The sequence below is a fragment of the Pseudomonas sp. GW823-FHT04A03 genome, from assembly GCF_058796615.1.
This window is the reverse complement of record NZ_JBXAIV010000007.1, coordinates 124,324-143,063: the sequence shown is the minus strand read 5'-3', so window position 1 is coordinate 143,063 and position 18,740 is coordinate 124,324. Positions and strand designations below refer to the sequence as shown.

Genomic DNA, 18,740 nt, shown 5'->3' with positions numbered 1-18,740 from the left:
CGCGTTGCCGAAGGTGGTTCGGATCGTCTGATCGAACGTCGCGTTGCCGAAGGTGGTTCGGATCGTCTGATCGAACGCCGCGTTGCCGAAGGTGGCTCGGATCGTCTGATCGAACGCCGCGTTGCTGAAGGTGGTTCGGATCGTCTGATTGAACGTCGCGTTGCTGAAGGTGGTTCGGATCGTCTGATTGAACGTCGCGTTGCCTGAATGAATGGCTTGACCGCAGCAACCCAGAAAAAACCCGGCTCCCGTCAGCCGGGTTTTTTTATACCTTTCTGATCGTCCTCAGCCCTTGGCCATGCAGCGCCGATAGCGCTCGTCGACCCGTTTGGCAAACCACGCCGTGGTCAGTTTGCGGGTGATCTTCGGGCTCTGCAGCACAATGCCCGGCAACACCGCACGGGGCAGTGACTTGCCTTCCGCACGCTCCGCCAGCTCGAAAACCCGTTGATACAGTTTGGTCTCCTCGAACGCCAGGCTATCGCCTTTCTCCAGTTGATCGCGGATCACCGGATTGCGCATGCCCAGGGATTTGCCGAGGGCGCGCACCGCCAGTTCCGTGCTGCCCGGCATGATCGCGCCCGGGCGGATCAGGTCGCCATCCAGCGCCAGCGGAATCCCCGACGCCCGGCTGACCGCGTTCTGAAACGCCGCATTGCGACTGGCGTACCAGCCGGCATTGAAGTCGGCGAAGCGGTACAGCGGCTCGCGGTAACTCACCGGATAACCCAGCAAATGGGCGATACCGAAGTACATGCCGCCGCGACGGGTGAACACTTCATGGCGAATCGTCCCGTCCACCGGGTACGGATAGTCCCTGGCATGCTTCTCGGCGAACTCGATGCTGACCTGCATCGGCCCGCCGGTGTGCACCGGGTTGAAACCGCTGAACAGCGTACGGCCCATCGGCACCGAGCCGATGAAGTCGTCAAAAATCGCGCTCAATTCCTTTTCGCTGCGGGCGGCGCTCAGGCGTTCGCTGTAGGTTTTGCCGTTGGGCGAGCGCACCTGCAAGGCACCGCTGACCAACAGGCTCGGGATATGCACCTTGGCGGCGCGGCGGTCGATTTCGTCACGGGCGATCTTGCCCAGGCCAGGCACCGGCGGATCAACCTGGAAAGTGGATTCCTGCTCGGTGACGGCCAGCACCGAACACAGATTCTGAGTGGTCGGGCTGATGCCCTGGGCGGCGAACGCGGCGTAGATGTCAGTGGCCCAGCCTTGGCGATCGGCGGTTTTTGCCGGGAGCAAGCGCACGATCTGCGCCTTGACCTCGGCGGGCGGGCGCGGCGCCGGTTCTTCGCTGCGTTGACCGGCGCAACCGGCCAGCACCAGCAGCGCGGCGAGGCTGACGAATAATCGAGGGGTGTGCATAACGCTTCATCCAGTCCGTTGAGCCGGGTTAACCCTACGCTCAATCGCAGGGTGCAGGATAGGACTGCGGGCCGGCGGCACTGTTCCATCGTCCCGTTTGGCAGGCCGACTGGCCGCCCTCGCCGTCTGATCCATACTTGCTGCTGCACACTCATTGGCTAGTCCCGGATCAGGACACGCGAGGAGGACAGACCATGAACCGCAGTGATGTTCTGATCATCGGCGCAGGCCCCACCGGACTGGTGCTGGCCCTGTGGCTGAGCAAACTGGGCGTGCGCGTGCGCATCATCGACAAGACCTCCGCGCCGGGCACCACGTCGCGGGCGCTGGCGGTGCAGGCGCGCACCCTTGAGCTGTACCGGCAACTGGATCTGGCCGACGCCGTGGTGCGCAACGGTCACCGGGTGGCCGCGGCGAATTTCTGGGTCAAGGGCAAACCCGTGGCGCAACTGCCGCTGAACCGGATCGGCGAAGGCCTGACGCCCTATGCCTTTCTGGAAATGTACCCGCAGGACGAACACGAGCGGCTGTTGATCGACCGCCTCGAAGACTACGACGTAACCATCGAGCGCAACACGACGCTTGAGAGTTTCACGGAAAACGGCGACGGCCTCACCGCGCATTTGCGCCTGCCGGATGGCGAGCAGGAAATCTGCCAGGCCTGCTATCTGGCCGGGTGCGACGGCGCCCGTTCGGTTGTGCGCAAAACCCTCGACACCGGTTTTCCCGGTGGCACTTATCAGCAGATTTTCTATGTCGCGGATGTGCAGGCCAGCGGCCCGGCGCTCAACGGCGAGTTGCATCTGGATCTGGATGAGGCGGACTTTCTGGCGGTGTTCCCGCTGGCCGGCGAAGGCCGTGCGCGGTTGATCGGCACCGTGCGTGATGAGCGCGCGGATCGCGCCGAAACCCTGGAATTTTCCGATGTCAGCAATCGCGCCATCGAGCATCTGAACGTGCACATCGAAGACGTCAACTGGTTCTCGACCTACCGCGTGCATCACCGGGTGGCGGATCACTTTCGCAAGGGCCGGGCGTTTCTGCTCGGCGATGCGGCGCACGTACACAGCCCGGCTGGCGGTCAGGGCATGAACACCGGCATCGGTGATGCGATCAATCTGGCGTGGAAACTCGCGGCAGTGCTCGGCGGCGCGGCCACGCCAAAACTGCTCGACAGCTACGAAACCGAACGCATCGCCTTTGCCCGGCGACTGGTGTCGACCACCGACAAGGTCTTCAGCTTCGTCACCGCCGAAGGCCGTATGGCCGACCTGTTGCGCACGCGGCTGGCGCCATTCCTGATTCCGAAAATGGCCTCCTTCGAGACCAGCCGCGAATTCCTGTTTCGCACCGTCTCGCAAATTACCGTCAACTATCGGGGCATGACGTTGAGCGATGGCGTGGCCGGGCACGTCCACGGCGGCGACCGCTTGCCGTGGGCCCATGATGGCGAGGGGGATAATTACGAGCCGTTGCGCCATCCGTGCTGGCAGGTGCATGTGTACGGCGACACCAGCGACGAGATGATCGCCTGGTGCAATGAACATCACTTGCCGCTGCACGTGTTCGACTGGCGCCCGGCGTTTGAAACGGCGGGACTGGGGCGCAACGGCTTTTACCTGCTGCGCCCGGATACCTACGTGGCGATTGCCGACAACAGCGCGGATCCGAAAGTGATCGAACGTTACTTCCGTGACCACGGGATCCGGCCGTTTTTCAATTGCCCCTGAAGGATCAGATCCCGGCCAGGGCCAGGTCCATCGCAAAGTAGGTGAAGATCAGGTCCGCACCCGCGCGCTTGATCGCACCGAGGCTTTCGCGCACCACGCGATCTTCGTCGATGGCTCCGGCCTGGGCGCCGAACTTGATCATCGCGTACTCGCCGCTGACCTGATACGCCGCCAGCGGCAGGGTCGAGGCTTCGCGGATGTCGCGGATGATGTCCAGGTACGCGCCGGCCGGTTTGACCATCAGCGCATCGGCGCCTTCCTGCTCGTCGAGCAGCGATTCGCGCAGGGCTTCGCGGCGGTTCATCGGGTTCATCTGATAGCTTTTACGATCGCCTTTCAGCGCACTGCCACCAGCCTCGCGGAACGGGCCGTAGAGCGCCGAGGCGAATTTGGTCGAGTAGGCCATGATCGGAATCTGCGTGAAGCCGGCATCGTCCAGTGCCCGGCGAATCGCCCGCACCTGACCGTCCATCGCTGCCGACGGCGCGATCACGTCGGCACCGGCACGCGCTGCCGCCACCGCTTGTTTGCCGAGGTTGATCAGGGTCTGGTCGTTGTCGACTTCATGGTTGTGCATCACGCCGCAATGGCCGTGGTCGGTGTACTCGCAGAAGCAGGTGTCGGACATCACGATCATTTCCGGCACAGCGTCCTTGGCGATCCGCGACATGCGCGACACCAGGCCGTTTTCGCGCCAGGTGTCGCTGCCGTTGGCGTCCAGGTGATGGGACACACCGAAGGTCATCACCGACTTGATCCCGGCACGGGCATAACGCTCGATTTCGCCGGCCAGTTTGCGCTCGGGAATACGCATCACGCCGGGCATGCTCTTGATCGGCACGAAGTCGTCGATCTCTTCTTCGACGAAGATCGGCAGCACCAGATCGTTGAGGGAAAATTCGGTTTCCTGGAACAGGCTGCGCAGGCTCGCATTGCGGCGCAGACGGCGTGGACGTGCTTCGGGGAACTGACTGGACATGGGGCCTTTCCTGAAAACAGCGGATGAGACGAAAGTCGTAGGGGGCGAAGCTTATGCCTTGCGGGGGACGGGGTACAAACCTGGATCAATCAACAGTGCATTACCGGGCACGCAACAATCTGCGCACCCGGCTGCAACCGGGTCAGGAAGGGATGGTCAAGCCGCGCACAACCGCCGGCCGCGCCAGGAAGCGCTCCAGCACCCGGGTGACGTTCGGGAAGTTGTTGATGCCGACCAGATCGCCCGCCTCGTAGAAGCCGATCAGGTTGCGCACCCACGGGAACGTGGCGATGTCGGCGATGGTGTAGCGCTCGCCCATGATCCAGTCGCGCCCTTCCAGGCGGGTGTTCAGCACGCTGAGCAGGCGTTTGCTTTCGTCGACGTAGCGGTCACGGGGACGCTTGTCTTCGTAATCCTTGCCGGCGAATTTGTTGAAGAAACCGAGCTGGCCGAACATCGGGCCGATACCGCCCATCTGGAACATCAGCCACTGAATGGTTTCGTAGCGCAGCGCGCCTTCCTGGGCCAGCAACTGGCCGCTCTTGTCGGCGAGGTAGATCAGGATCGCGCCGGACTCGAACAACGGCAGCGGTTTGTCCTCGGGGCCATGGGGGTCGAGGATCGCCGGAATCTTGTTGTTCGGGTTCAACGACAGGAACTCGGGGGACATCTGGTCGTTGGTGTCGAAGCCCACGCGATGCGGCTCGTAGGGCAGGCCGATCTCTTCGAGCATGATCGAGACCTTGACGCCGTTGGGGGTCGGCAGGGAATAAAGCTGAATCCAGTCAGGGTACTGCGCCGGCCATTTCTGGGTGATCGGGAACGCGGACAGATCGGTCATGTGTAGCATCCAGTCACAAAATGAAAGGCCTGAGCATAATCCACGATCAGCGCTCTGGCTCGGGTTCTTTACGCCTCCCTGCGCAGGCTTACTTAAATCCGCAACATCCTGTGGTTAACCTTCCCTCCATCCGCACAGGCTGAACGGTAAAGTGCGGCGCACTCAAGCGGATCGAACCAAATGGGCCTCAGGGGGCTCCAAGCAAGCCATTGATGACAGGGAAAACACCCGGCGTCCAAGCACCGGTGTAGAGGTTTGTCAGCCTTAACCGAACAGACTGAAGAACCCTTATCCCATGACGAACTGGATGAAAGTCGCCAAACGTTTCAAACACCGCGCCTATGTGGCCCTGCCCACCCTGCTGGCGGTCAGTGCGCTGTTCCTGTCGCTGGAATCCAGCGAAAGCCGCGCGCAACCAGTGGACGGCACCCAGACCCTGGTGTTCCTGCGCCACGCAGAGAAACCGGCCGGCGGTCTCGGCCAGCTCAACTGCCAGGGACTGAACCGGGCCATCGACCTGTCGACCCTGCTACCGGAGAAATTCGGCAAGGCCGACTATGTGTTCGCCGCCAACCCGACGCGCAATGTCGAGGAAGGCGAACTGGACAACTCCTACAGCTACATCCGCCCGCTGATGACCATCAGCCCGGCCGCAATCAAGCTCGGCCTGCCGGTGAACATCGAGTTCTCGGCCAATGACACCAGCGATTTGGCCCGCGAGCTGATCGAAGACAAGTACCACAACTCGACCATCTACACCGCGTGGTCCCATGGCTACCTGCCGGAACTGATCAACAAGGTCGCGGGCAAGGCGGTCGGCGAGAAGCAGAAGATCACCGAGGATTGGGAATCCAGCGATTACGACTCGCTGTATGTGCTGACCCTGACCTGGCACAACGGCAAAGCCAGCCTGCAGAGCCACAGCTACAAACAGGGACTGGATAACGGGCAGGAAAGCTGTCCGACCTGAGTTTGCCCGGGGCCCGCTCGGGCCCCGTCAGGCCTTGGGTTTGTCGCGTTGACGCAGGTACTCGATAACGGCCTGCCGCTCCCCGGCAAACTCGATCCGCCCGCCCTTCTTCTCGCGCTGAAAAACATACATCGGGTCGTAATACTCGCGCAGCAAACCCTCGATCCACGCGCGGTGCAAATCCACCGCCCCGCTTCGGCCCTGCTCCGCCAGCGCCTCTTCCATCAACACCCGCATGCGTCGATGGCGCTCGCCCCCCAGGCGCTTGTGCACATTGTCGAGGCTATCCAGCAATCGCTCGGAAAACCGTCCGAAGCCTTCTTCCCCATGCACTGCCTGAAACTCGGCGGACAAATCCACCACGTAATCGCGCAGGATTCGCTCGACGCGCTGCTCGAAACGATCTTCCAGCCAGACCATCGGGTATTGCTGCATGCCCTGATACAGCGACAGCGGTAGCGCGCAGCTGCCCACCACCCGGCTCTCATCCTCCAGCACAAACTGATCGATGCCGGCGGCACGTTTTTTCAGGAAGTCGATGGCCAGCCGGTTCTCGAAATCGATGTTCGACGGCTGACCGGTCGCGCGCTTGCCGAAACTGGAGCCCCGGTGGTTGGCATGGCCTTCCAGATCCACGCTGTTGCGCAGTTGCACCAGCACTTCGGTCTTGCCGGTGCCGGTCATGCCGCCCAGCAACACGAAATCACACTCGGCCTGGGCCGATTCGAGGGTGTCGATCAGAAATCCCCGCAGCGCCTTGTAACCACCGCCGATACGCGGGTAGTCGATGCCGGCTTCTGTCTTGAGCCACTGCTGGACGATCTGCGAACGCAGGCCGCCACGAAAGCAATACAGAAACCCCTCGGGATGCGCCCGGGCAAACGCCGCCCAGGCCTGGAGCCGTTCGGCCTTCACCGCGCCGGACACCAATTGATGGCCCAGTTCGATGGCGGCCTGCTGACCGTAATGCTTGTAGCAAGTGCCGACCCGCTGGCGCTCGATGTCGTTCATCAGCGGCAGATTGAGCGCACCGGGAAACGCGCCCTTGTGAAATTCGACTGGCGCACGGGCGTCCATCAGCGGCCGGTCGTTGAGGAAGATGTCGCGATAGTCGGTGAAGTCGACGGCCATCAATTCACCTCGACGGCGGTGCCCTGTCGCCCGATCAGCTCACCGATCGGTTCAAGAGAGAGGCCGAGTTCGGCAGCGACGGCGAGAAACTCGGTATTGCCTTCGGGGGTGACGGCCACCAGCAGCCCGCCGCTGGTCTGCGGGTCGCACAGCACGCGTTTGTGCAATTCCTGCACCCGCCCGACGCGGCCCGAATAACTGTCGAAATTACGCAGGGTGCCGCCCGGCACGCAGCCCTGTTCGAGGTAATACTCGACGCTCGCCAGACGCGGCACCCGGTCGTAAAAAATGCGCGCCGTCAGGTGACTGCCGTCGGCCATTTCCACCAGATGCCCGAGCAGCCCGAATCCGGTGACGTCGGTCATCGCGGTGACCCCGGCCAGTTTGCCGAAACGGCTGCCGGGCTTGTTCAGCGTACACATCCAGTCCCGGGCCACGCCAATGTCGTCGGGGCGCAGCTTGCCCTTCTTCTCGGCGGTGGTGAGGATGCCGATGCCCAACGGTTTGGTCAGGTACAGCAGGCAACCGGCGGTGGCGGTGTCGTTGCGTTTCATGAAGCGTTTTTCCACCAGCCCGGTGACGGCCAGGCCGAAGATCGGCTCCGGCACATCGATCGAATGCCCGCCGGCCAGTGGAATCCCCGCCGCATCGCACACCGCGCGCCCGCCGCGAATCACGTCTCGCGCCACTTCCGGCGCCAGCACGTTGACCGGCCAGCCGAGGATCGCAATCGCCATCAACGGATCGCCGCCCATGGCGTAGATGTCGCTGATGGCATTAGTGGCGGCGATCCGGCCGAAGTCGAACGGGTCGTCGACGATCGGCATGAAGAAGTCCGTGGTCGAGACCACCCCGCGCTCGGCATCGATTTCATACACCGCCGCATCATCGCGCGACGCGTTGCCGACCCACAGTTTCGGATCAAGGTTCTGCGCCCCGCTGCCGGCCAGAATCACCTCCAGCACCTTGGGCGAAATCTTGCAGCCACAACCGGCGCCGTGGCTGTATTGGGTCAGACGGATGGGATCGGTCATGGGGCGGTCTCCGAGAGGCAGTGGGAGGGATTTTAGCAGAGGGGTCGGCGGGCAAAAAAAAGCCGCCCTTGCGGGCGGCTGAAGTGCTTCGCTCCTGAATCAGAACCCAAGGCTGAAGCTGATGGTCATCGCATGGTCGTTGCTCTCGTTCGACAGCTGCCCTGAATAGCCGATACCGAGTTTGCCGGTCGGGCTGATCTGGAAGTCCACGCCTGCTTCGACCACCGCGCTGTCCTTGGCAATCGGCACGCCCTGGGTGTTGAACGAGGCGCCGCCGTCGATGAAGGTCAGGTCGGCGTCGGGCTTGGTGTCGCCGAAGGCATGCCGCCAGCCGAGGGCCGCGCGCGGGGTGAACTGCCCGCCGTTGGCCAGGGTGATGACCTTGCCGGCGCGCACGCCCAGGGTCGAGAAGGTGATGTCCTGATCGGACTCGGCGCGCAGGCGCCCTACTCCGCCTTTCTCCTTGGCCTTGTCGCTGTCGTAGTTGACGTACGCCAGGCCGGCGAACGGTTCCAGGGCTATCCCGGCCGCTTCGATGGCATAGCCGACTTCACCGAACACCTGAGCGCTACGAGCGTCGTAATTGGCCTTCAACCGATCGTTGTAGGCGCCGACGCTGACATCGCGTTTGGTTTCGATGTCGTGCCAGCTGTACGCCGCACCAAGGCGCACTGCCAAGGCATCGAATTGCGAGTTGAGGTACGCCGCCAGGTGGTAGCTCTCGACCGTGGCATTCGAACGACGATCATGGGCGTCCAGATCGCTGCGGGTATAGCCGGCAGCCATGCCGACGCGCCATTGGTCATCGAGCTGCTTGTCGGTGCCGAGCATGAAGCCGCTCAGGTTGCGATCCAGTTTCGCACTGTTGCTGTCACCGTCCGACTCGCCCCAGGCGCCAAGTGCGCGGGCCCAGCCGACCATTTCGCCGTGGCAGCCGTTGCTGCTCAGCTGATTGTCGCTTGGCGCCAGGGCGCGACGTGGATCGTCCGGCGCGCTGCACGATGGCTGGCGCATGCGATCATTGACCGCGTCCCGCACGTAGCGCGAATCCTCGAGGATGGCGCTGGCGGTGCTGGCATGGATTTCACCCGACAGGCTGTCAAAGGCGTCACGTGCCCCGGCCACGCTGAGGTTGACGATTTCATTCTGCAACGCCGCGCCCGCCGCCCCGTTGCGAATCAACGCCGAGGCCGTGTTGCGCTGGTTGCCGGTGGCGGCGACATCGACGAACGAGTTGTCGTTGCGGGTGACCACCAGGTTCACCGCATTCGGGTCATACACCAGCGCCGTATTGAGGAACGCATATTGCGGCAGATCGGCAGCGCTGAAGGTGCCGGTCACTCCGCCACCGGCGGTGATCAGCGAATACACGGTGTTGCTGGTAAACGGAGCCAGGCTGTTGACCTGCAGACCGCCGCCCAGAGCCGCAGTACCCCCGACCACCAGCGGTGTGGCGGTCGGCGAGCTGACGGTCAGGGCAAGCACACCGTCAGCGGCGTTGGTCAGATTGCCGGCGACACTCAAGGTGCCCGCCTCGGCACCGGACTGCACCACACCGTGGTTGACCAGCGAACCGACGCTGCCGTTACCACTCAAGCCGGCGCCATTGGCCACGGTGACCTGCCCGCCGAGCGAAGCGCGTGCCGCGCGGCTTCCGACTTGCAGCACGCCCTGATCGACCGCAACGGTGCCGCTGAACGGCTGATCACCGGTCAACAGCAGGGTTCCGGCACCCCGTTTGGCCAAGGCACCGACACCACTGAGTCGACCATTGAACTGACCATTGGCATTCTGCTGGAACACCAGCGAGGCGTTGTTGAGGATATTGCCTTGCAGGCTGAGGGTATTACCGATCAGCGTACCGCCGCTGACCGTGGTCCCGCCGCTGTAGGTGTTGGCGCCGCTGAGGATCAGCGTGCCGGAATCGAGCTTCTCGATGCCGCCACTGCCCACCAGCGGTGCAGAAATTTCCGCACTGCCACCGGCATTCACCCGCACCGGCGCCAGACTGCCGCCAGCGCCATTGACCGGTGTCAGCGTGCCGCCGGCACCCGGAACCAGGCTGTAACCACTGGCGAGGAACTGCAACCCGGTGAAGTTCTGGTTGCCTTGCACGGTGACTGTGCCGCTCTGTCCACCGAACACCGCGAACTGTCCGCTAGACGCCTGCGCCTGGGTACCGGTCGGATCGGTCCAGTTGGTGCCCGGCCCCCACACGCCGCTGCCGCCACCGATGCTGCCGTCCGGGTTGGTGGTGCCACCGTTCCAGAACTGCACTTCACCCGGCGTGTTCTGCACCAGCAGGTTGACCTGGTTGGCCAACGCGGTCTGCAGGGTCAGGTTGGCCACCGGCACCGGCAGGCTGCCGTAGACCAGACCATTGTCGGTCAGGCTGCCGCCGTAGCTGAACAGTTGATAGACCCCGGTGCCAAAGCCACCGGCGTTGCTGATGTTCAGCGTACCGTCGAGGGTCAGATTGCCGGCGACTTTGACCACGGTGGTGGAACTGGCGGCCGAGCCGAGGGAGAAGTCCAGGTTGGTGCCCGAAGACAATGTCAGCGAACCGACTGACAACGGGGTTGCATTGTTGCCGCCGGTCAGCGTCGCACCGTTGGCCAGTTGCACCGCGCCTGCGAACACGCCACTGCCGCCGATCTTCGCCCCGCTGGCAACGTTGACGTTGGCGCTGTTGAGCACTCCGTTGACGTTCAGCGAACCGGCCTGCACCGAGGTGTTGCCGGTGAAGGTGTTGTTGCCGGTCAGCAGCAAGGCGCCGGTGCCGGTTTTGTTCAAAGTACCGGCGCCCGTCAGATTGCCGGTGTAGCTGCCGTCGCTGTTCTGCTCGAAGGTTAGCGTCGCGTTGTTGACGATGGCCCCTTGCAGGCTGCTGGTATCGCCACGGGTACTGCCGCCGTTCAGCGTGGTGCCGCCGCTGTAGGTATTGGCGCCGCTGAGGACGAGGTCACCACTGCCGTTTTTCACCAGGCTGCCGCTGCCGGTGATTGCCCCGATCAACGTGGTGTTCTGGTTGCCGGCCAGGGTCAATTCCGCACCAAGGTTGATGGCGTTGGCCAGTTGCAGCGCAGAGGTGCTGTCGAGGGTGCCGTTGCCCAACACGCTGAGGGCGCCGCTGCTGATCGCGCTGTTGTTGCCCAGGATCAGCGAGCCGCCGGACAGTTGGGTACCGCCGCTGTAAGTGTTACTGCCGTTGAGCGTCAGGCTCGATGCGCCGGTCTTGATCAGACTGCCGCTGCCGCTGACCACACCGTCGAGGGTCAACGCGTTGGAACCGGCGACGGTGAGTCCGCCATTGAGCAGCACATCGTTGGCCAGACTGACCGCCGTGTTGCTGTCCAGCGCCGTGCCGTTGGCGGCGGTCAGTACGCCGGTGCCGAGGGCGGCGTTGTTGCCAACCACGATCGTGCCGCCATTGAGCGCGGTGCCGCCGGTGTAGCCGTTGGCCGCGTTGAGCACCAGGGTGCCGGTGTCGTATTTGCCCAATGTACCGGCGCCGTTGAGCGCCACGCCGACGGTCGCGGTGACATTCGGGTCGACCCGCACGGTCGCATTGCCCAGTGATCCGTTGACCAGATTCAGCGAACCGGCCGTGCCGTTCTGCAGGCTGTAGCCGTCGGTGACGAACTGCATGCCGGTGATGGTTTGCGCGCCATTCACCGTGACGGTGCCCGCCGCGCCCTGGAACACTGCGAAGTTGTTGGTCCAGGCCTGATTGGTGGTGCCGTTGACGTCGGTCCAGTTGGTGGTGCCGGTGCCCCAGGTACCGCTGCCGCCATCGACCGAACCGTTGGCGACCAATTGGTTGCCGTCCCAGAACTGCACGGTGACACCCGGTGCGGTGACCAGCAGGTTGATCTGGTTGGCCAGCGCGGTCTGCAGGGTCAGATCGCCCGGGGTGACACTGCTCGGCACGGTGCCGATCAGCATGCCGTTGTCGGTCAGGCCGCCGGTGTAGTTGATCAACCGGTACACGCCGCTGCCGAAACCGCCGATGTCGCTGACGTTGAGGGTACCGTCGAGCGTCAGGTTGCCGCCGACGTTGACCAGCGCGTTACCGCCACCGGACACCGGTGTGCCGAGGCCGACATCGAAGTTGGAGTTGGCGTTGAACACCAGCGAATTCACCGACAGGGTGCTGCCGGTGGCGCCGGCCAGATGACCGCCGTCCGCCACAGTCACCGCCCCGCCGAGCGAGCCGCCACCGGTCAGGGTGCCGCCGCTGTTGACCAGCACACTGGCGCTGTCCAGCGAGCCGCTGACGTTCAAGGTGCCGGCGTTGACCGTGGTGTTGCCGGTCAGGCTGTTGAGGCCGGTCAGGGTCAGCGTGCCGGTGCCGAGTTTGCTCAATTCACCGGTGCCGGTGAGCACGCCGTCGAAAATACTGCTGGCGTTGTTGCCGCCGATGCTCAGCGTGTTGCCGCCGCCGATCAGTGCGGTGCCACTGCCGGTCAGGCTGGCGAGGCTGCCGGAGCCGCCGAGGTTGAGGGTCGCCGCAGCGCCGAGATTGACCCCGGCATTGCTGCCCAGTGCCGAGTTGCCCAGCGTGGTCAGGCTGCCGGATTGCACATCGAAGGTGCCGCTGAAGGTGTTGTTGCCGGACAGCGTCAGGTCGGCCAGACCGTTCTTGGTCAGGGTGCCCGCCCCGTCGATCACGCCGCCGAGCGTCAGGTTGTTGTTGCCGGCCACGCTCAGGTTGGCATTGACGTTGAGGTTGTTGGCCAGCACCAGCGGCGCCGTGGTGTCGAGGGTCGAAGCGCCCGCCACGGTCACTGCGCCGGAACCCAGGCCCGCCGAGGTGCCGAGGGTCACGGTGCCGGCGTTCAACGTGGTGCCGCCGCTGTAGGTGTTGATGCCGTTGAGGGTCAGGTTGGAGGCGCCGTTCTTGATCAGACCACCGGTGCCGCTGACCACGCCGCTGAGCGCCACGTCGCTGTTGCCGGTGTTGGTCAGGTTGGCGTTGAGCACCACGTTGTTGCCCAGCGACACCGAGGTGTTGCTGTCCAGCGCCGAGGCACCGGCGACGGTCAGGTTGCCCAGACCGAGGGCGCCGTTGCTGCCGGCGGTCAGGGTGCCGGCGTTGAGGGTGATGCCACCGAGGAAGTTGTTGGCCCCGCTCAGGATCAGGTTGGCCGCGCCATTCTTGGTCAGGCTGCCAGCGCCGTTGATGGCCCCGCTGAGTGTCAGATCGTTGCTGCCGACGATGCCGAGGTTGCCCGCGAGGTTGATCGCATTGCCCGCAGCGAAAGCGCCGTTGGTATCGAGGGTGGTGCCGTTCGCCGCGTTCAGGGTGGCCGAGCCCAGCGCGCTGTTCGACGCCAGAATCAGACCGCCCGCGTTCAGTGCCACCGGCCCCAGAAAGGCGTTGTTACCACCGAGGGTCAGGCTGGCCGAACCGTTCTTGATCAAGCCGCCGGTGCCGGAAATGACACCGTTGAGGGTCAACGCGTTGCTGCCGAGGATCGTCAGGTTGCCGTTGAGCGTGGCTGCGTTGGCCAGGGTCACGGCGGTGTTGCTGTCGAGTTGCGTGCCGGCATTGGCGATCAACGCGCCGCTGCCCAGCGCGGTGTTGCTGCCAACCACCAGGGTACCGCCGTCCAGTTGCGTGCCGCCGGTGTAGCTGTTGGCACCGTTAAGCACCAGAGTGCCCGCGTCGAGTTTGTTGAGGATGCCGCTGCCGTCGATGTTCACGCCGACCGTGGCGGTCACGCCCGGATCAACCCGCATCGCCGTAGTACCACCGCTACCGTTGACGGCGGTCAGCAGACCCGACGTGCCGTTGACCACGTTGTAGCCATCGGTGAGGAATTGCATGCCGGTGAACAGTTGCGTGCCGTTGACCGAAACGGTTCCGGCTGTGCCCTGGAACACCGCGAAGTCGCCGGCCCAGGTCTGATTCAGCGTGCCGTTGGAATTGGTCCAGTTGGTGCCGCCGGCAGTCCATGTACCCGTGCCGCCATCCACCGTGCCGTTCGGGATGGTCTGGCTGCCATCCCAGAAACGCAGGTTGGTGTTCGGCGCCGACACAATCAGGTTGACCTGATTACCCAGGGTCTGCACGAGGATGTCGCCGAGGCCATAACCCACCGGCACACCGGCCACGGTCAGGCCGTTGTCGGTCAGCGCACCGATGTAGTTGAACAGGCGATAGACACCGACACCGAACCCGCCGGCATCGGTGACGTTCAAATTGCCGTCGAGGGTCAGGTTGCCGCCGATGTTCATCAGCGAGCTGGTCGATGGCGTGGCGAGGCTCGCGTCGACATTACTGTTGGCGGTGAGGATCAGCGACGAGGTGGACAAGGTATTGCCCGAGGACAACGCCAGATGACCGCCGCTGTTGATGGTGATGAAACCCAGCGCCGAACCGGTACCCGTGAGGGTCGCACCGTTGTTGATGTTGAGCTGGGTGCTGGCCAGCGAACCGGTGAGATTCAGCGTACCGGCGTTGACGTTGGTATTGCCGGTAATGCCGCTGCTGCCGGTCAGATTCAGCGTACCGGTGCCTACTTTGGTCAGCGCACCGCTGCCACCGAGGTCGCCGTCGAAGGTGCTGGTGCTGTTCACGCCACCCACCGTCAGGGTGTTGCCGCCGGCGATCTGCACACTGCCGCTGCCGCTCAAGCCGTTGAGGCTGGCGCTGCTGTTGAGATAGAGATTCGCACCGGCGCTGATGTTCGCGCCGGAGGTGTTGCCCAGCGCCCCGCTGCTCACGGTGGTGACGCTGCCGGAGGCGATGTTCAGCGCACCGGTGAAGGTGTTGTTGCCGCTGAGCGTCAGGTCGCCGAAGCCGTCCTTGGTCAGGCTGCCGGCGCCATCGATCACGCCGCTCAGGTTCAGGGTGTTGCTGCCGGCCAGGGTCAGGCCGGCGTTGAGCGTGATGTTGTTGCCGACGCTCATGCCGGTGCTGGTGTCCAGCGTCGAAGCGCCACCGACGGTCAGGCCTCCACTGCCCAATGCAGCCGCCGAGCCCAGTGTCAGCGTTCCCGCGTTGAGCGTGCTGCCACCGCTGAAGGTGTTGGTGCCGTTGACTGTCAGGTTGGCCGCGCCGTTCTTGATCAACTGGCCGGCGCTGCTGATCACCCCGCCGAGGGTCAGGTCCTGTGTGCCGCCGACGCTCAGCGCCGCATTGAGCACGACCGCGTTCGCGAGGCTGACCAGCGGTGAACTGCTGTCGAGCGTTGCCGCACCGCCGACGGTCAGGGCACCGGTGCCGAGAGCCGAGCTGTTGCCGGCGGTCACTGTGCCGGCGTTCAGGGTGGTGCCGCCTGCGTAGGTATTGGTGCCATTCAGATTCAGATTGGCCGCGCCGTTTTTCACCAGGCTGCCGGCGCCAGCGACGGTTCCGGTGAGGGTCAGATCGGCGCTGCCGCCGATGTTCATGGCGCCAGCGAGGTTTACCTGGTTGCCCAGAGTAACGGCAGTGTTGGTGTCCAGCGTGGTGCCCGCCGCTGCGTTCAATGCGCCGCTGCCGATCGCGGTGTTGCTGCCGACAATCAACTTGCCGACGTTGAGTGCGGTGTTGCCGAAGTAGGTGTTGGCGCCGTTGAGAATCAGGTCGGCCGGGCCGCTTTTGGTCAGGCCACCGACCCCAGAGACCACGCCCGCGAGGGTCAGCGCGTTGCTGCCGCCGATGGTCACGTTACCACCGAGGTTGACGTTGTTGGCCAGGCTCGTCGCGGTGCTGGCGTCCAGCGTGGTGTTGTTGCCGGCGTTGAGTACGCCGGTGCCGAGGGCAGTGTTGGAGCCGACGATCAGTGTCCCGGCGTTCAGCGACGTAGAGCCGGTGTAGGTGTTGTTGCCGGTCAGGGTCAGGGTCGAGGAGCCGGTCTTGATCAGGTTGCTGCCGCCACTGATCACGCCGCCGAGGGTCAGCGGGTTGGCGCCGCCGGCGGTGAGGTTGGAGTTGAGGGCAATCGCGTTGTTCAGCGTCACGTTGGCGCTGCTGTTGAGCGTTGCGCCCGCCCCGCCCACCGTCAGCGTACCGGTGCCGAGTGCCGCGCCGTTGCCGACGGTCAGACTGCCGGCGTTGAGCGCGGTGCCGCCGGTGAAAGTGCTGGCGCCGTTGAGGGTCAGGTTGGCCGTGCCGTTCTTGATCAGTTGACTGGCGCCGCTGAGCACGCCGCCCAGGATCATGCCATTGCTGCCGCCGATAGCCAGGTTGCCGTTGAGGGCGACGTTGTTGTTCAGGATGACCGAGGTGTTGCTGTCGAGGGTCGCAGCGCTGGCGACAGTCAGGGCGCCGCTGCCCAGAGCGGCGGCGTTGCCGACGGTCAGGGTCCCGGCGTTGAGGGTGGTGCCGCCGCTGAAGGTGTTGGCGCCGTTGAGAATCAGGTTGGCCGCGCCGTTCTTGGTCAGCCCGCCGCTGCCGCTGACTACGCCGCCGAGGGTCAGGTTGGCGTTACCGGCGACGTTCAGGTTGCCGCCCAGAGCAACGGCGTTGCTCAGCGCCACGGTGGTGCTGGCGTCGAGGGTGGTGCCGGCGGCCGTGGTCAGTGCGCCGGTGCCGAGCGCGGTGTTGGAGCCGACGATCAGCGTCCCGCTATTCAGCGCGGTGCCGCCGGAGAAGGTGTTGTTGCCGCTGAGGGTCAGGTTCGCGGTGCCGCCCTTGAGCAGGTTGCCGGCGCCGCTGATGACGCCACTCAGGCCCAGCGCCTGGGTGCCGCCGATGGTCAGCCCGCCTGCCAGCGCCACCGCGTTGGCCAGGGTCACGGCGGTGGTCGCATCCAGCGTGGTGCCGGCCGCTGCGTTCAAGGCTCCCGTGCCGAGGGCGGTGTTGCTGCCGACGAGCAAGCTGCCGCCGTTGAGCGCGGTGGTGCCGCTGTTGGTGTTGTTGCCGGTCAGGGTCAGGCTGGCGCTGCCGCTCTTGGTGATCGCGCCGGTGCCGGAGACGATGCCGGCCAGGGTCAGGGCATTGCTGCCGAGCACGTTCAGCGCACCGGTGATGCCGACGTTGTTGGCCAGGGTCACGTTGCCGGTGCTGTCGAGGCTGGTGCCGTTGCTGGTGTTGAGCACCCCGGTGCCCAATGCGTTGTTGTTACCGACGCGCAAGGTGCCGGCGCTGAGGCTGGTGATCCCGGTGTAGGTGTTGATGCCGTTGAGGGTCAGGCTGCCGCTGCCGGTTTTGGTCAGGTTGGCGGCGCCGCTGATCACTCCGCCCAGGGTCAACGCACCGGTGCCGGTCGCGGTCAGGGTGCTGTTGAGCGTGATCGCGTTAGCCAGCGAAATCGGCGCCGTTGCAGAAATGCTCGAAGAGCCGCCAACGGTGATGCCGCCGGTGCTGAACGCCTGATTGTTACCCACCAGCACCACACCGCCGTTGAGCACGGTATTGCCGGTGTAGGTGTTGATACCGCTGAGGTTGATCTGGCCGCTGCCGATCTTGGTCAGGCCGCCGGTGCCGGAGATCACCCCGTCGAGGGTCATGCCGTTGATACCTTGCAGGGTCAGGCCGCCGGCGCCCAGATTGATCTGGTTGGCCAGCGTCAAACCGGCATTGCTGGCCTGAAGTATCCCGCCATTGGACGTCAGCACACCGCTGCCGAACGCCGCGTTGTTGTTGAACTGCGCGACACCGCCATTGAGGGTGGTCGCACCGCTGACCAATGGTCCTTGCACGGTCCAGGTGCCGCTGTTGAGGGTCAGGTTGTTGAAGTTGACGTAGACCAGGCTGGACGCCGTGCCGGTCCCGGTGGTGCCGCCGCCGAGGCCGATCGGGTTTTGCAGGATCAGCGTGTTGGTACCGGCCGCACCGCCATCGATCGTCCCGGTGGGGGCGAAGGTCAGGTTGACTCCGATCAGGCCACCGAGGCCGACGGAAACTTGCGCACCGTCGCCGACGTTAACGCTGGAACCGGTGATCGCGTAGAAGGTGTTGGTACTGCCCGCCCCCATCGACACGCCGCCGGTGATGTTACCGGCGTTGGTGAAGGTGTTGCCCGCCACCGATGTTTCGAACGCGACCCGGCCGTTGATCGTACCGGTGGCGCTGTTAGTCATGTTGACTTGCGAACCGCCATACACGCCGACCACTGGCGTATCGGCCAGGGTGATCCCGCCGACCGACAGCCCGGTCGAGGTAATCGTGCCGTCGTTGGTGATGGTCGTGGTGCCCGACACCGAGTTGTTCACGGCAATCCCCAGCCCGTCGATGCTGGTCAGGTTGAGGCCGAGCAACATGCCGGTGCCGCGAATGAGCCCGGTGGTGTTGTTGACGATGCTCACCGTGCTGGTCGCGCCGGTGCCGATGAATGCGCCGCCACTGAGGATCGACACCAGGCCCAGCAACGCCGGGTCGAGAGTGCCGGAGTTGTTCAGGTTGATGTTGGCCCCGGTCAGGTTGATCACCTTGCCGCCCAGGGTCGCGTTCATCTGCGCGCCGTTGGTGACGTTGACCGTCAGGCCGCTGGTGGCACTGCTGTAGTCATTGAGAAACAGCGGCAGCGTCGGGACGCCTGAACAGGTAATCGTGGAGCCCGCCGCCGAACAGGTGGCGAACGCCTGCTCGCTGACACCGCCGAACAAGAGTCCGGCGACGCTCAGATGCACAGCAAGGGACAGTGGGGAAAAACGCGAAACGAGGGCGACACCAAACCTTGCTTCCACGGGTTACTCCTTGCGTGGCCAATTTCGTCCTTGATGGCGTGCAAACTGCGGCAAGATTCAG

At 64.3% G+C, this 18,740-nt stretch carries 8 protein-coding genes and 1 pseudogene; 3 read left to right on the top strand and 6 right to left on the bottom strand.

The window, feature by feature from the left end:
- Positions 1-207: pseudogene (locus AC1Q9F_RS18740) on the top strand (phage infection protein); the annotation flags it as partial.
- Positions 208-285: 78 nt separating this feature from the next.
- Here AC1Q9F_RS18740 and AC1Q9F_RS18735 read toward each other — a convergent pair.
- Entirely contained in the window at positions 286-1,374 is a 1,089-nt protein-coding gene (locus tag AC1Q9F_RS18735) for a DUF1615 domain-containing protein (RefSeq protein ID WP_492620607.1), read from the bottom strand.
- Between the two features lie 194 nt (positions 1,375-1,568).
- Between AC1Q9F_RS18735 and AC1Q9F_RS18730 the strand changes: the two genes are divergently transcribed.
- Positions 1,569-3,104 carry an FAD-dependent oxidoreductase gene (locus AC1Q9F_RS18730; RefSeq protein ID WP_492620606.1) on the top strand — a complete coding sequence of 512 codons (1,536 nt, stop codon included), beginning with the start codon at positions 1,569-1,571 and terminating at the stop codon, positions 3,102-3,104.
- A gap of 4 nt (positions 3,105-3,108) precedes the next feature.
- Here the strand turns inward: AC1Q9F_RS18730 and hemB are convergent, their stop codons facing one another.
- Together hemB and AC1Q9F_RS18720 are read right to left on the bottom strand one after the other, a co-directional pair.
- Positions 3,109-4,083, bottom strand: coding sequence for a porphobilinogen synthase (gene hemB, locus AC1Q9F_RS18725; protein ID WP_007958982.1), 975 nt, complete (start codon positions 4,081-4,083; stop codon positions 3,109-3,111).
- A 142-nt stretch (positions 4,084-4,225) separates the two neighbouring features.
- Positions 4,226-4,924 (bottom strand): glutathione S-transferase family protein, encoded by a 699-nt coding sequence (locus AC1Q9F_RS18720; RefSeq protein ID WP_007958984.1) that lies wholly within the window; start codon positions 4,922-4,924, stop codon positions 4,226-4,228.
- Positions 4,925-5,219: 295 nt separating this feature from the next.
- On the opposite strand from AC1Q9F_RS18720, the gene AC1Q9F_RS18715 reads away from it, so the two are divergent.
- Positions 5,220-5,894 (top strand): histidine phosphatase family protein, encoded by a 675-nt coding sequence (locus tag AC1Q9F_RS18715; RefSeq protein WP_207983366.1) that lies wholly within the window; start codon positions 5,220-5,222, stop codon positions 5,892-5,894.
- A 27-nt stretch (positions 5,895-5,921) separates the two neighbouring features.
- Here the strand turns inward: AC1Q9F_RS18715 and mnmH are convergent, their stop codons facing one another.
- The 3 genes from mnmH to AC1Q9F_RS18700 all read right to left on the bottom strand — a co-directional run bounded on the left by mnmH (position 5,922) and on the right by AC1Q9F_RS18700 (position 18,679).
- Positions 5,922-7,025, bottom strand: a complete 1,104-nt coding sequence (gene mnmH / locus AC1Q9F_RS18710) for a tRNA 2-selenouridine(34) synthase MnmH (protein WP_492620605.1) — start codon at positions 7,023-7,025, stop codon at positions 5,922-5,924.
- On the bottom strand, positions 7,025-8,059 hold the full coding sequence (gene selD, locus AC1Q9F_RS18705; RefSeq protein WP_492620604.1) for a selenide, water dikinase SelD: 1,035 nt from the start codon (positions 8,057-8,059) through the stop codon (positions 7,025-7,027). Before selD ends, mnmH begins: the two co-directional genes overlap by 1 nt.
- A 99-nt stretch (positions 8,060-8,158) precedes the next feature.
- Entirely contained in the window at positions 8,159-18,679 is a 10,521-nt protein-coding gene (locus AC1Q9F_RS18700; RefSeq protein ID WP_492620603.1) for an autotransporter-associated beta strand repeat-containing protein, read from the bottom strand.
- Between the last annotated feature and the right edge of the window lie 61 nt (positions 18,680-18,740).

Bases quoted from the DNA above. Each gene is read 5' to 3' on its own strand.
- AC1Q9F_RS18735 (WP_492620607.1), bottom strand. From the start codon at position 1,374: ATGCACACCCCTCGATTATTCGTCAGCCTCGCCGCGCTGCTGGTGCTG.
- AC1Q9F_RS18730 (WP_492620606.1), top strand. From the start codon at position 1,569: ATGAACCGCAGTGATGTTCTGATCATCGGCGCAGGCCCCACCGGACTG.
- hemB (WP_007958982.1), bottom strand. From the start codon at position 4,083: ATGTCCAGTCAGTTCCCCGAAGCACGTCCACGCCGTCTGCGCCGCAAT.
- AC1Q9F_RS18720 (WP_007958984.1), bottom strand. From the start codon at position 4,924: ATGACCGATCTGTCCGCGTTCCCGATCACCCAGAAATGGCCGGCGCAG.
- AC1Q9F_RS18715 (WP_207983366.1), top strand. From the start codon at position 5,220: ATGACGAACTGGATGAAAGTCGCCAAACGTTTCAAACACCGCGCCTAT.
- mnmH (WP_492620605.1), bottom strand. From the start codon at position 7,025: ATGGCCGTCGACTTCACCGACTATCGCGACATCTTCCTCAACGACCGG.
- selD (WP_492620604.1), bottom strand. From the start codon at position 8,059: ATGACCGATCCCATCCGTCTGACCCAATACAGCCACGGCGCCGGTTGT.